The 12878-nt window shown below is 60.6% G+C and carries 13 protein-coding genes; 7 read left to right on the top strand and 6 right to left on the bottom strand.

The genetic code is table 11. From position 1 onward, the window contains the following. The first annotated feature begins 19 nt into the window (after positions 1-19). The 7 genes from PH603_RS09050 to PH603_RS09020 all read left to right on the top strand — a co-directional run bounded on the left by PH603_RS09050 (position 20) and on the right by PH603_RS09020 (position 7594). Positions 20-3508, top strand: a complete 3489-nt coding sequence (locus tag PH603_RS09050) for an indolepyruvate ferredoxin oxidoreductase family protein (protein ID WP_289502017.1) — start codon at positions 20-22, stop codon at positions 3506-3508. Between the two features lie 32 nt (positions 3509-3540). Then, a complete protein-coding gene (locus PH603_RS09045) occupies positions 3541-4659 on the top strand; it encodes a Glu/Leu/Phe/Val family dehydrogenase (RefSeq protein ID WP_289502014.1) in 1119 nt (372 codons plus the stop codon). 132 nt (positions 4660-4791) lie between these two features. Then, on the top strand, positions 4792-5406 hold the full coding sequence (locus tag PH603_RS09040) for a TetR/AcrR family transcriptional regulator (RefSeq protein WP_289502012.1): 615 nt from the start codon (positions 4792-4794) through the stop codon (positions 5404-5406). Between the two features lie 35 nt (positions 5407-5441). Continuing rightward, positions 5442-5888, top strand: a complete 447-nt coding sequence (locus tag PH603_RS09035) for an SRPBCC family protein (protein WP_289502010.1) — start codon at positions 5442-5444, stop codon at positions 5886-5888. A gap of 28 nt (positions 5889-5916) precedes the next feature. Continuing rightward, the gene (locus tag PH603_RS09030) at positions 5917-6396 is read left to right on the top strand and encodes a VOC family protein (RefSeq protein ID WP_289502008.1); all 480 of its coding nucleotides are present in this window, start codon (positions 5917-5919) and stop codon (positions 6394-6396) included. A 7-nt stretch (positions 6397-6403) separates the two neighbouring features. Next, on the top strand, positions 6404-7054 hold the full coding sequence (locus PH603_RS09025; protein WP_353507396.1) for a glutathione S-transferase family protein: 651 nt from the start codon (positions 6404-6406) through the stop codon (positions 7052-7054). Between the two features lie 90 nt (positions 7055-7144). Continuing rightward, the gene (locus PH603_RS09020) at positions 7145-7594 is read left to right on the top strand and encodes a YybH family protein (RefSeq protein ID WP_289502004.1); all 450 of its coding nucleotides are present in this window, start codon (positions 7145-7147) and stop codon (positions 7592-7594) included. 6 nt (positions 7595-7600) lie between these two features. On the opposite strand, the gene PH603_RS09015 is transcribed toward PH603_RS09020, so the two are convergent. From PH603_RS09015 to hppD, 6 genes are all read right to left on the bottom strand, one after another. After that, on the bottom strand, positions 7601-8416 hold the full coding sequence (locus tag PH603_RS09015) for a substrate-binding periplasmic protein (protein ID WP_289502003.1): 816 nt from the start codon (positions 8414-8416) through the stop codon (positions 7601-7603). A gap of 172 nt (positions 8417-8588) precedes the next feature. Next, a complete protein-coding gene (gene phhA / locus PH603_RS09010; protein WP_289502002.1) occupies positions 8589-9467 on the bottom strand; it encodes a phenylalanine 4-monooxygenase in 879 nt (292 codons plus the stop codon). A gap of 33 nt (positions 9468-9500) precedes the next feature. After that, positions 9501-10151 carry a maleylacetoacetate isomerase gene (maiA, locus tag PH603_RS09005; RefSeq protein ID WP_289502000.1) on the bottom strand — a complete coding sequence of 217 codons (651 nt, stop codon included), beginning with the start codon at positions 10149-10151 and terminating at the stop codon, positions 9501-9503. A 22-nt stretch (positions 10152-10173) separates the two neighbouring features. Then, complete coding sequence (locus tag PH603_RS09000) at positions 10174-11181, bottom strand: fumarylacetoacetate hydrolase family protein (protein ID WP_289501998.1); 1008 nt, start codon at positions 11179-11181, stop codon at positions 10174-10176. Positions 11182-11215: 34 nt separating this feature from the next. Beyond that, positions 11216-11764: a VOC family protein gene (locus tag PH603_RS08995; RefSeq protein WP_289501996.1), complete on the bottom strand. Its 549-nt coding sequence runs from the start codon at positions 11762-11764 to the stop codon at positions 11216-11218. An 11-nt stretch (positions 11765-11775) separates the two neighbouring features. Continuing rightward, positions 11776-12840, bottom strand: coding sequence for a 4-hydroxyphenylpyruvate dioxygenase (hppD, locus tag PH603_RS08990; RefSeq protein ID WP_289501994.1), 1065 nt, complete (start codon positions 12838-12840; stop codon positions 11776-11778). Positions 12841-12878: the final 38 nt, after the last annotated feature.

Here is a 12878-nt window from a genome sequence, read left to right as displayed (position 1 = left end):
AGTGGGGCGGGAGAATATGATGACTGACAAGGTAACCCTTGCCGATAAATACGTCCGTCGCGACGGCCGCGTCTATATGAATGGTGTCCAGGCGCTGGTGCGTCTGCCGCTGGTTCAACGCTGGCGCGACACTGAAGCGGGTCTCAACACAGCCGGGTTCATTTCCGGCTATCGGGGCTCGCCGCTTGGTGGCTACGACCAGGAACTGATGCGGGCCGAAAAATACCTGAAGCCTGAAAACATCGAATTTGTTCCCGGCATCAACGAGGACCTCGGCGCAACCGCCGTCTGGGGTACCCAGCTCATTGATCTCCACGAAGAGCACAAGATGTACGACGGCGTGTTCGGCATCTGGTACGGCAAAGGCCCCGGCCTCGACCGCTCGATGGACGTGGTGAAGCACGGCAACGCTGCCGGTACCACCCCGCATGGCGGCGTGCTGTGCATCGGCGGCGACGACCACGGCGCCAAATCCTCCACGATCCCGCACCAGGTGGACCATAACTTCATGGCCGCCTTCATGCCGGAACTGTATCCCGCCTCGATTTCCGAGTTTGTGGAATACGGCCTCCTCGGCATTGCGATGAGCCGCTATACCGGCACGTGGGTCGGCTTCAAGGCGAACGCCGAAGTCGTGGAATCGTCGGGCACCGTTGATCTCGTGGGCGAGCGCCGCTCGATCATCCTGCCGACCGATTTTGAAATGCCCGAAGGCGGCCTCAATATCCGCTGGCCGGATGTGTGGCGCGATCAGGATTTCCGTCTGCAGCGCTACAAGGGCTTCGCAGCCCATGCTTTCGCGCGCGCCAACGGCATCGATCGCGTCATCTGGGACAGCCCCAAACCGAAATTCGGCATCATCACCTCGGGCAAATCCTATCAGGACGTGCGTCAGGCGCTCTATGAGCTTGGCATCGACGAGGAAGTTGCCAAGGAAATCGGCCTGAAGCTCTACAAGGTCGGCATGCCCTGGCCGCTGGAGCCCGAAGGGGTCCGCCACTTCTGCGAAGGGCTGGAAGAAGTCCTCGTCGTCGAAGAAAAGCGCGAGATGATCGAGCACCAGCTGCGCTGGCAGCTCTATAACTGGAAAGAAAGCGTGCGTCCGCTTGTCGTCGGCAAACACGACGAGAAGGATAACTGGCTGCTGCCGCCTGAAAACGAGCTTGATGTCGGCATCATCGCCCACGTCATCGCAGCCCGCATGTCGCGCCTTTACAAGAACAAGGATATCGAGGCGAAGCTCGACTATTTCACCGAGCGCCGCCGCGCCTCCGAAGGCTATACGCCGGAAATCAAGCGCACGCCCTATTTCTGCTCGGGTTGCCCGCACAACAGCTCCACGAAGGTACCGGAAGGCAGCCGTGCGACTGCCGGTATCGGTTGCCATATCATGGCAATCAATATGGAACGCCGGAACGAGACCTTCACCCACATGGGTGGCGAGGGGGTTCCGTGGGTTGGCATGGCGCCCTTCACCAAGGAAAAGCACATCTTCGCGAACCTTGGCGACGGCACCTATAATCACTCGGGCAGCCTTGCAATCCGTCAGGCCGTCGCGGCTGGTGTGAACATCACCTACAAGATCCTCTTCAACGATGCTGTCGCCATGACCGGCGGGCAGGAAGTTGAAGGCGGCCTCACCGTGCCGCAAATCGCCTACCAGCTGAAGTCGGAGCATGTGGGCCGTGTGGTCATCGCCTCCGAAAAGCCGGGCGACTATGCGCTCGTCAAGCTGCCGGAAGGCGTTGAGGTCCACGACCGCTCGATGCTGATGCGCTTGCAGGAAGAGCTGCGCGAAACGCCGGGCGTGACCGCGATCATCTATGACCAGACCTGTGCGGCCGAAAAACGCCGTCGCCGCAAGCGCGGCCTGATGGAAGATCCCGATCGTCGTGTCTTCATCAACGATGCCGTCTGCGAAGGCTGTGGTGATTGCTCGGTTCAATCGAACTGTGTGTCGGTGGAACCGCTGGAGACCGAATTCGGTCGCAAGCGGGTGATCAACCAGTCGAGCTGCAACAAGGACTTCAGCTGCGTGAAGGGCTTCTGCCCCTCGTTCGTCAGCGTCCATGGTGGCAAGCCGCGCAAATCGAAAGCTGGTGTCGGCGAGCTTGATACGCTTGGCCTGCCTGCCCTGCCCGAGCCCAAGCTGCCGGACTTCGACCCCGAATTTGACGATTATAACATCCTCGTCACCGGGATCGGCGGCACCGGCGTACTGACCGTTGGTGCCATCCTCGGCATGGCGGCGCACCTTGACGGCAAGGCTTCGTCGGTCCTCGACATGACCGGCCTTGCGCAAAAAGGCGGCTCGGTCCTCAGCCACGTGCGGATTGCCGCAGACAGCGACAAGCTGCGCAGCCCCCGCATCGTGACGGGCCGTACCCACACGCTTCTCGCCTGCGACAGCATTGTGGCGGCCTCGAAGGACGCAACCGGCGTCCTGCGCGCTGACCGTTCGGCTGCCGTTATCAACTCGCACCTCACGCCGATTGCCGACTTTGTCCGCAACAAGGACATCGACTTCAAGCAGGCGGCTGTGCAGAAGCAGCTTGATGAAGTGACCCGCGAGGACAAGCGTTTCCGTGTACCCGCACAGGAAATTGCTGCGGCCCTGATGGGTGACAGCATTGCCACCAATACCTTCGTTCTCGGCTATGCATGGCAGAAGGGCCTGATCCCGCTCAGCTATGAAGCTATCGAAGGCGCCATCCGCCTCAACAAGGTGGGCGTGGAAGGCAATCTGCGCACCTTCTTCTGGGGCCGTATGGCAGCGCACGATATCGATGCTGTCCTGAAGGTTCTGAAAGGCACGACGCTTGATAAAGCCAAGCTGCCCGAAACCGTGGACGAAATCATTGCGAGCCGCGTGAAGCATCTGACGGCCTATCAGAATGCCGCCTATGCCGACCGCTACACCGCCCTTGTCGAAAAGGTGCGTGCAGCCGAAGCCAAAGCTGGTGGCAAGGATGAGAAGCTCACCCGTGCAGTTGCCCTGAACTATGCCAAGGTCCTTGCCTACAAGGACGAGTATGAGGTCGCGCGCCTCTATTCGGCGCCTGAGTTCATGGAAAAGCTGAACACCCAGTTCGACGGCAAGATGCGCCTTTCCGTGCATCTCGCCCCGCCGCTGCTGCCGGGCCAGGACGTCGCTACCGGCCGCCCGAAGAAGCGCGAGTTCGGCCCGTGGATTTTCACGGCCTTCCGCCTTCTCGCGAAACTCAAGGGTCTGCGCGGCACGCCCCTCGATCTCGTCGGCTACACCGCCGAACGCAAGATGGAACGGGCGCTGATCGCAGAGTACGAGGCGACACTGACAGAACTTCTCGGCGCGCTGACCGCCGACAAGCTGGCACTGGCAACCGAAATCGCCAATGTGCCCGACATGATCCGCGGCTTCGGCCCGGTGAAAGAGGAAAATGCCCGGGCGGCTGCCCAGGCCAAGACGGCCCTGCTTGCCAAATGGCGCGGTGAACCCGCCCCTCAGATGGCCAGTGCGGCGGAATAACGGGTCCCCAAACCCTTTCGAAGGAAAAAGACATGCCTGTGTTTGACTCCCGCAGCTTCAAGAACCACGAGCAAGTGGTCTTCTGCAGCGATCCGGCAACCGGCCTCAAAGCCATCATCGCCGTTCACTCTTCGGCGCTTGGCCCGGCTACGGGCGGCACCCGCTTCTGGGATTATGCTGCCCTTCATTCGGGCGCGCCCGTCGATGTGGCGGAAACCCGCGGCGAGCAGGATGCCGTCTATGACGTGCTTCGCCTGTCGCGCGGCATGAGCTTCAAGAACGCCATGGCGGGCCTGCGCCTTGGCGGCGGCAAGTCGGTGATTATCGGGAACCCGAAAAAGCTTGGCACGCCCGAGCTGATGCATGCCTTCGGCCGTTTCGTCCAGCGCCTTGGTGGCGTTTACTGGGCGGCGGAAGATGTGGGCACCACGCCCGCCATGCTGCAGGCAGCGTCCGAGACCACCCAGTTCGTCTGCGGCCTTGAAGGCGGCGACTTCGGCACCGGCGACCCGTCGCCACACACCGCACTTGGCGTGTTCACCGGCATTCAGGCCGCAGTGACGCACAAGCTTGGCAAAACCGACATGAAGGGCGTCACCGTTGCCGTTCAGGGCGTTGGTCACGTTGGCCAGTATCTCGTCGAGCACCTCCTGAAGGCCGGCGCCAAGGTTGTTGTCACCGATATCGTCGATGCCAACATCCAGGCTGTGAAAGCCATGGGCCCGGTTGAGGTTGTGGCACCTGCTGCGATCCATGCCGTGGACTGCGACGTCTTCGCCCCCTGCGCCCTTGGTGGCGGCCTCAATGCCAAGACGATCCCGGACATCAAGGCCTCGATCATCGCAGGTGCCGCCAACAACCAGCTTGAAAGCGAAGGTGTTGAAGACGAAGTCCTCCGCAAGCGCGGCGTGCTTTACGCACCGGACTATGTGATCAACGCTGGCGGCATCATCTCGGTCGAATCCGAAGTCTATAAAGAGCCCGTCAACGAAGCTGCGCGTACCGCCAAGGTCCTGCGCATCGGCGAGACGCTCTCGAAAATCTTCACGGCGTCCGACAAGGAAGGCCGCCCGACCGGTATCATCGCGAACGAAATGGCCGAGAACATCATCCGCCACGCCAACGAAGCGAAGCTTGCTGCCGCTGAATAAGCGCGCAGACAGCAGCTAACCATCTGAAGGCCCTGGCAGAAATGCCGGGGCCTTTTGCTTTGATGCCGCCCGAATTCAAGTACATTGACAACATACCAACTGGTCGGTATGTTACATGTCAAGGAGAGGGAAATGCCCAGCCAGCCTACCAAACAGGATGCACGTTCAAAGCTTCTGGATGCCGCCCTGACGGTCATCCGCACCAAGGGCTATGCCGCCACGTCGGTGGATGAGCTTTGCGCTGCGGCGGGCGTCACCAAGGGGGCTTTTTTCCACCATTTCAAATCCAAGGAAGCGCTGGGTGTGGCGGCGGCGGACTATTGGTCTGAAATGACCAGCGGCCTCTTCGCCGGCGCGCCCTATCACGACCATGCCGACCCGCTTGACCGCATCCTTGCCTATGTCGCCTTCCGCAAGGAACTGCTGCAGGGCGGCGTACCGGATTTCACCTGCCTTGTCGGCACGATGGTGCAGGAAACCTACGAGACGACACCTGCCATTCGCGATGCCTGTGATCGCAGCATCAGCAGCCACGCCGCAACACTTGAAGCCGATATCGAGGCCGCCTTTCGCGACCGGGGTTTGACGCCTGACTGGACGGCGAAGTCCCTCGCCCTGCACACACAGGCCGTGCTGCAAGGCGCCTTCATCCTTGCCAAGGCAAAAGGCGGGGCCGAGGTGGCGGCTGAAAGTGTCGATCACCTGACCCGTTACCTGAAACTGCTCTTCACCCCAAAAATGGCTTGAAAGCCTGAGTCACATAACAGCGAGAGGAACCAAAAATGCCAAACACGATCAAACTGCACCGCGTTATCGCCACCAGCCCCGAAAAGGTCTATCGCGCCTTTCTGGAAGCAGACGCCATCGCCAGCTGGCTGCCGCCCTATGGTTATGTCTGCACGGTCCATGAACTGGACGCGAAGGAAGGCGGCAAACACCGTATGTCCTTCCGCAATTTCACAACCGGCCACAGCCATTCCTTTGGCGGCATCTACCATGAACTCGTCCCCGGCGAACGCCTTGTGTACACCACGAGCTTCGAAGGGCCGCACATGCCAGCAGGTAAGATGCGCGCAAGCATCACCCTGAAGGCGGTCTCTTGTGGCACCGAAATCAACATTGTGCAGGAAGGTGTGCCGGATGTGATCCCGGCCGAGGCCTGCTATCTTGGCTGGCAGGATTCGCTCGACAAGCTCACGCACCTTGTGCTGCCCGAAATCAATCAGTGAGACATTGCCCACCTCTAGGAGAACAGAGATGACCGATCTTGTTACCTGCTTGTGGTTTGATCACGGCGAAGCCGGCAAAGCCGCCGAATTTTATGCACGCACCTTCCCGAACAGCAGCGTCAGCCGGGTGAATATGGCCCCAGCCGACTTCCCGGGCGGGAGTGCGGGCACGGAGCTGACCGTTGAATTCACCCTTCTGGGCCAGCGGTATGTTGGCCTCAATGGCGGCCCGATTTTCACCCCGAACGAATCCGTCAGCTTCATGGTCGTGACGAAAACACAGGAAGAGACCGACCGTTACTGGGATGCGATTGTGGGCAATGGCGGCACCGAGAGCGCCTGCGGCTGGTGCAAGGATCGCTGGGGCTTTTCGTGGCAGATCACCCCGCAGCGCCTGCTGGACCTGACGACCAGCAGCGACCCGGATGAAGCTCAGCGCGCCTTCAACGCGATGATGACAATGGGGAAAATCGATATCGCAGCCCTTGATGCTGCTGTTGCCGGATGAACCCGAAGTGACAGCCACCATCACAGCTTTTGAAAACTCGCCGGACCGCGGTCGCGGTCTGGCGCGTGACATGCAGGTTCGCTGGGCGTTCGAGGAAGTCGGCCAGCCCTATGACGTGCGGCTGCTATCCTTCACAGCACTGAAGGAACCAGCCCACGTCGCACTTCATCCCTTCGGGCAGATTCCGACGTGTGAGGAAGACGGGCTCGTATTGTTCGAATCCGGCGCGATCATCCTGCATATCGCCGAACGCCACCCCGGCCTGCTGCCCAAGGAACCAAACGCCCGGGCACGCGCCATCAGCTGGATGTTTGCCGCCCTCAATACGATCGAGCCGCCGATCACTGCCCGCGAGGCGGCTGTCCTCACCGAAAAGGACGAGCCCTGGTACGAGGCACGCATGCCGATTGTTGAAGCGCGTATCCGCCGGCGACTTGAAGCCCTTTCAAACCAGCTCGGGAATGCCGACTGGCTGGACGGTGATTTCAGCGCGGGAGACCTTCTGATGATTTCGGCTCTGCGACGCCTCGGAAGGTCAAGCCTTCTCAAGGAACACAGCAATCTTGCCGCCTATGTGGCTCGCGGCGAGGCCCGCCCCGCCTACCAGCGCGCCTTCGAAGCCCAGCTTGAGGTTTTCAAGGCAGCTTCCAAAGACTGAACTTTCTAGACACTTGGTTTAAACCGCTACTATCAGGGCGCCAGCCACTGCCTGCGTGCTATCCTCCCGCCCAACAAACGGGAGGAAATCATGCGCAAAACCCTTGCAACCCTGCTGCTCGTCGCTGCATTCACGCCTGCTGCGATGGCGGACGACCGCGGCGACATCATGGGCGTGGACAGCGCCTTCAGCCGCATGTCGATGGAACGCGGCATGGCAGCGGCATTCAGCCACTATCTGGCAAGTGACGCGGTGAAGCTGGATGGCGGCGCTCACGCAACGCTCGGCCATGACGCCATCATGAAGGGCTTCGAAGGCCTGCCTGCCGACATGCAGCTTGAATGGTGGCCGCAGGACGGCTCCGTCGCCGGGTCCGGCGATCTTGCCTACACATGGGGCACCTATGAGCTTCGCTTCATGAAAGACGGCGAGCGCAAAACCGCCTACGGCAAATATACGACCATCTGGGCGAAACGCGACGGCGAGTGGAAGGCCGTGCTCGACATGGGCAATGCAAGCCCCGGCCCGGCACCGCAATAACCGGCGCTATTCCGTGCCCTCGTCCGGATTTTGCCCGAATGGTTTGGCGTCGCCTTCCGCCGAAGTCGCGGTGCAAGCAAACAGGATGTCGCAGTGAAGCGGGAAGGAAAAATAGGATTGCTTGATGCGGTCCATCTCGCCCGATGTGCGCATGGCATCAAGCTCTACCCTCAGTTTATCGATCACCTTGGGGTCAGTACCCGGCGAGGCAGCCAGATATTGCATCGGCGTGCGCCAGAAACGGATGACTTTCAGGTCTGAAATCTTGCCGCCAGCCCTGTCGTAGGCCCAGTGGCCTGGCAGGCCACGCTGCATCCACAGAAGCACCCGATCCGCCAATATCATGCGGGCCGCGGCCTCTTCGTCCTCCACGATGGTGATCGACTGGAAACCGAGGTCCTTCAGCATGAATTCGGCGGGCGATTCCATCCGCGCTGCCACCTGCATGCCTTTCAGCTCCTCAAACGGTGCCCTGGAAAGCGCGTTCGAGCGGGTCACCAGTTGCAGGAAGGAGATATTGACGGGCGCCACCCATGTATAAAGCTTCTCGCGGTGCTCAACGCGCGTCAGCGGCGCCATGAAACCGTTCGGATGCTTCTGCACCATCGTCTGCTCGCGCTTCCACGGCGCATAAACTGCATCAAACGGTATCCCTGCCCGCTTGAAGGCAGTTTCGACGATCTCGACTATGAAGCCGTTCTCGCCCTCGCGGGAGCCCCAGGGCGGATTTTCAGGATGATAAAGCTTGAAGACAGGCAGGTCTTCATCATCGGCGTAAGCCGGCAAACCGGCCAGCGCAAGGACGCAGCATAATTGCAGCATGAAAGGCCGGAAGAAGGCATGAATTGCTGGCCTGCCCGCCGCCACTGCGCAGCGAGCCCAGATCCGTCGCCTCCACCTGGATATGATATCGCGCATCATATCCCCCCTTCAGCGCCATCATGCCGTGTATCGGCTTTCGCTGCAAGTAGTGGAAAGAATGGCGGGATTTCGCCTAGCCGGCCTTGGCGAGCCGCCCACCGGCACGCGCATAGGCCTGCGTGCCCTCATGATGCACCCGATCATCCGTCAGAATGGCATCAGGTGCGTGCTTCATGTTCTCGCTGACGAGGGCATCATAAAGCGGGCCAAAGTCCTGATAGGTGGCTTCGAGAAGCTCCTTGAAGCTATCGATCACCCAATAGGTCTGCTGGAAATCGTCGATCTTGTAATCCGTCTGCATCAGGCGCTTCAGGTCGAAATGAATGCGGTGCGGGCTATCGCTTTCAAGGCTGTAGATGCTTTCCGCCTTCGAGCTGACGATGCCGGCGCCGTAAATGCGCATGCCGTCCTTCGTGCTGATAAGGCCGAACTCGACCGTGTACCAGTAAAGCCGCGCCAGATTGGCAAGCACGCCTTTGCCCTGCGCGCGCTGCCCGCCCTTTCCGTAGGCTTCCATATAGTCGGCAAACACCGGGTTCGCGAGCATCGGCACATGGCCGAAAACATCATGGAAAACATCAGGTTCCTGCAGATAATCAAGCTCGCGCTCGCTGCGGATGAAATTGCCTGCCGGGAAGCGGCGATTGGCGAGATGATCGAAGAAAACGTCATCCGGCACCAGATCAGGCACCGCCACGACCGACCAGCCGGTCAGCTTGCCCAGCCGCGCCGACAGGTCATCAAAGCGCGGGATGCCGCCGTCAGAAAGCTTCAGGAGCTTGAGGCCCTGCATGAACTCGTCGCAGGCACGGCCTTCCAGCAGCTGTTCCTGCCGGGCATAGAGCCGGTCCCAGCGATCATGCTCTTCCGCTGTGAAATGCTCCCAGTGCTGGTCAACGGTATAGTCCGCATTGACCTCAACCTGACGTCCGAGACGAGTGGTGATAAGCATTAGAACAACCTCATTTGGGCATTATAGCACATGTCAGGCCTTCGGGGCGTCGGGCTGGCGTTCGGGCATCGCAGCCTGAAACGCCGGCAGTTCGCGGCAGGCGGCATCGGCGGCCACGATATGCGGGAAATCGTCAAGCGGCAGGCTGAAGCGCCGGGCGTTCCACACCTGCGGCACAAGGCACACATCGGCCAGCGTGACGGTGTGGCCGTGGGTGTAGGTGCCGGGACTTTCCGCCATGATCGCCTCAAGCGCGGTGAAGCCGACCCTGATCCAGTGCCTGTACCAGTCCTGCGTCGCTGCGTCGTCTGCCCCGAAGCGGGATTTGAGCTCGCCCAGAACCGCAAGGTTATTCAGCGGATGGATATCGCAGGCGATGATATTCATCAGCTGCCGAACGCGGGCGCGCGCCTCCAGGCTTTCGGGCAGCAGCGCTGGGCTCGGATACGCTTCCTCGAGATATTCAAGGATCGCCGGAGACTGGCCGAGCGAAAGCTCGCTGTCCACCAGAAACGGCACCCGCCCCTGCGGGTTCATGCTGCGATATTTGTCCGACTTCTGCTCGTCGACACCGGGGAAGATATTGACCGCAGCATAATCATAGTCGAGCCCCTTGAGGGCGAGCGCGATCCGCACGCGGAAGGCCGCGCTGGAGCGATAGTAGCTATAAAGTGTGCGGCTCATGGTCTCCCCTCCCCTTGTCGCCTCAGGCCTTTTCGACCGTCTGGTCGATGGCGCCAAAAATGCTGCAGCCTTGTGCGTCCAGCATCTCGATCCGTACCGTGTCGCCAAAGCTCATGAACGGCGTCGATGGCTTGCCGGTCTCGATCGTTTCGATCATGCGGATTTCGGCGATACAGCTGTACCCGGCCCCGCCTTCGCTGACAGGCTTGCCGGGGCCGCCATCCAGCTTGTTCGATACCGTGCCCGAGCCGATGATCGTGCCGGCGGCGAGCGGCCGCGTTTTGGCGGCATGCGCGATCAGCGTCGGGAAATCGAAGGTCATGTCGATGCCCGCGTTGGGCTTGCCGAACAACTGACCATTCAGATGGCTGACGAGCGGCAGATGCAGCTTGCCGCCGTCCCAGACATCACCCAGCTCGTCCGGGGTCACCGCTACGGGGCCAAAGGCGCTCGACGGTTTGGACTGGAAGAAGCCGAAGCCCTTGGCAAGCTCGCCGGGAATAAGGCCGCGCAGCGATACGTCATTGACGATCATGACAAGGCGGATGGCCTTGGCGGCATCCGCCACCGAAACACCCATCGGCACGTCACCGGTGACAACGGCAATCTCGGCCTCGAAATCGACGCCCCAGCCTTCGGTCACAGGGAAGCGGATGGCATCGCGCGGCGCGATGAAGCTGTCGGACCCGCCCTGATACATCAGCGGATCGGTCCAGAAGCTTTCCGGCATCTCGGCGCCCCGTGCCTTGCGCACCAGTTCCACATGGTTCACATAGGCCGACCCGTCCGCCCACTGGTAAGCGCGCGGCAGCGGCGAGGCGCACAGGGCCTCGTCGAACGACTCACCGGCCTTGGCACCCGATTCCAGCGATTCCGAAAGGGCACGCAGGCGCGGCAGCACGGCCGGCCAGTCATCAAGCGCAGCCTGCAGGGTCGGTGCGATGGCGCTGGCGTCCACATAACGGGTGAGGTCCGATTTCACCAGCACAAGGCGACCGTCGCGGCCAGCCTTCAAAGAAGCAAGTTTCATAAGGATATTCCCTCAAACAATCCTGGCGGGCCTGTCAGCCCTTGGTCCCCGTGAATTCGCCTTCGCCATGCATCCATGCGGCGTGGCGCGGGGCCTTTTTGGTTTTTGACCATTCTTCGATCATCGCCGGTGCAACGCGGTGCAGTTCTTCGAGCATGCCGGGCGACGCCGTGTTGGCGGCAAGCTCGATACGGTGGCCGTTCGGATCGAAGAAATAGATCGAATGGAAGATCGTGTGGCTAACCGGGCCCAGCACATCGATACCGAAGCTTTCGATATGTTTCTTGGCATCAAGAAGCGCGTCCATATCCGCCACTTCAAATGCGATATGCTGCACCCAGGCCGGGGTATTTTCATCCCGGCCCATCTCGGGCGCATTCGGCAGCTCGAAGAAGGCAAGCACATTCCCGTTCCCCGCATCCATGAAGACATGCATATAGGGGTCCGGCGCCTTGGTGGACGGCACCTCGTTTTCGGCAATCGCAAGCTGGAAGTCCATATTCAGGACCTTGCTGTAGAAATCGACCGTTTCCTTGGCGTCCTTGCAGCGATAGGCGACGTGGTGAATGCGCTGGATCTTCATGCCTGCTCTCCTCAGTCGGCCTTCAGAACGCCGCGGCGGATCTGATCCAGCTCGATGCTTTCAAACAGCGCCTGGAAGTTGCCTTCGCCGAAGCCTTCATTGCCTTTGCGCTGGATGATCTCGAAGAAGATCGGGCCGATCACATTCTGGGTGAAAATCTGCAACAGCAGGCCCTGCCCTTCGGTCGGCGCGCCGTCCAGAAGGATGCGGCGGGCGGCAAGCTCGGCGGTGTTTTCGCCGTGATCCTTCACGCGGGCGTCCAGAAGCTCGTAGTAGCTGTCCGGCGTATCCTGGAAGGCCACACCACGACCGCGCAGCGCATCGACCGTCTTGAAGATATCGTCGGTGCCGAGCGCGATATGCTGGATGCCTTCGCCGTTATAATCGCGCAGATATTCAGCGATCTGGGACTTGTCGTCCGACGATTCGTTGATCGGGATACGGATCTTGCCGCACGGGCTCGTCATCGCACGGGAAACGAGGCCGGTTAGCTTGCCTTCGATGTCGAAATAACGGATTTCGCGGAAGTTGAAGAGCTTCTCGTAGAAGCCCGCCCACTTGTCCATATTGCCGCGCATCACATTGTGCGTGAGGTGATCGACATAGGTGAGACCAGCGTCAAGCGAGGCGGCGTTGGCACCTTCGATCGGCACGAAATCCACGTCATAAATGGTGTTCTTGCCATAACGGTCAACGAGATAAAGGCGGCTGCCGCCGATGCCTTCGATGGCCGGAATGTTCAGCTCCATCGGGCCGGCTTCGGTTTGCACCGGGGTGGCGCCGGCTGCAACGGCTTTCTTGAAGGCGAAGGCAGCGTCCTTCACACGGAAGGCCATGGCGCAGGCGCAGGGGCCGTGCTCGGCGGCGAACTTCTGGGCGAAGCTGTCCTTCTCGGCATTGATGATGAAGTTGATATCGCCCTGCCGGTGCAGGGTCACATCCTTCGAGCGGTGACGGGCAACTGCCGGGAAGCCCAGACGCTCAAACAGCGTGCGCAGCAGTTGCGGATCGGGGGCCGCATATTCAACGAATTCGAAACCATCGGTGCCAAGCGGGTTGTCCCAGAGTTCAGCCATGTCACACTCCTTCAGTCTTGCGCCGCACATGCGGAATT

Origin of the sequence: Gimibacter soli (assembly GCF_028463845.1) — a bacterium.
Lineage (GTDB): Bacteria > Pseudomonadota > Alphaproteobacteria > Sphingomonadales > Kordiimonadaceae > Gimibacter > Gimibacter soli.
Note: the sequence above shows the minus strand (reverse complement) of the source record. Positions and strands in the feature narration are given on the sequence as shown.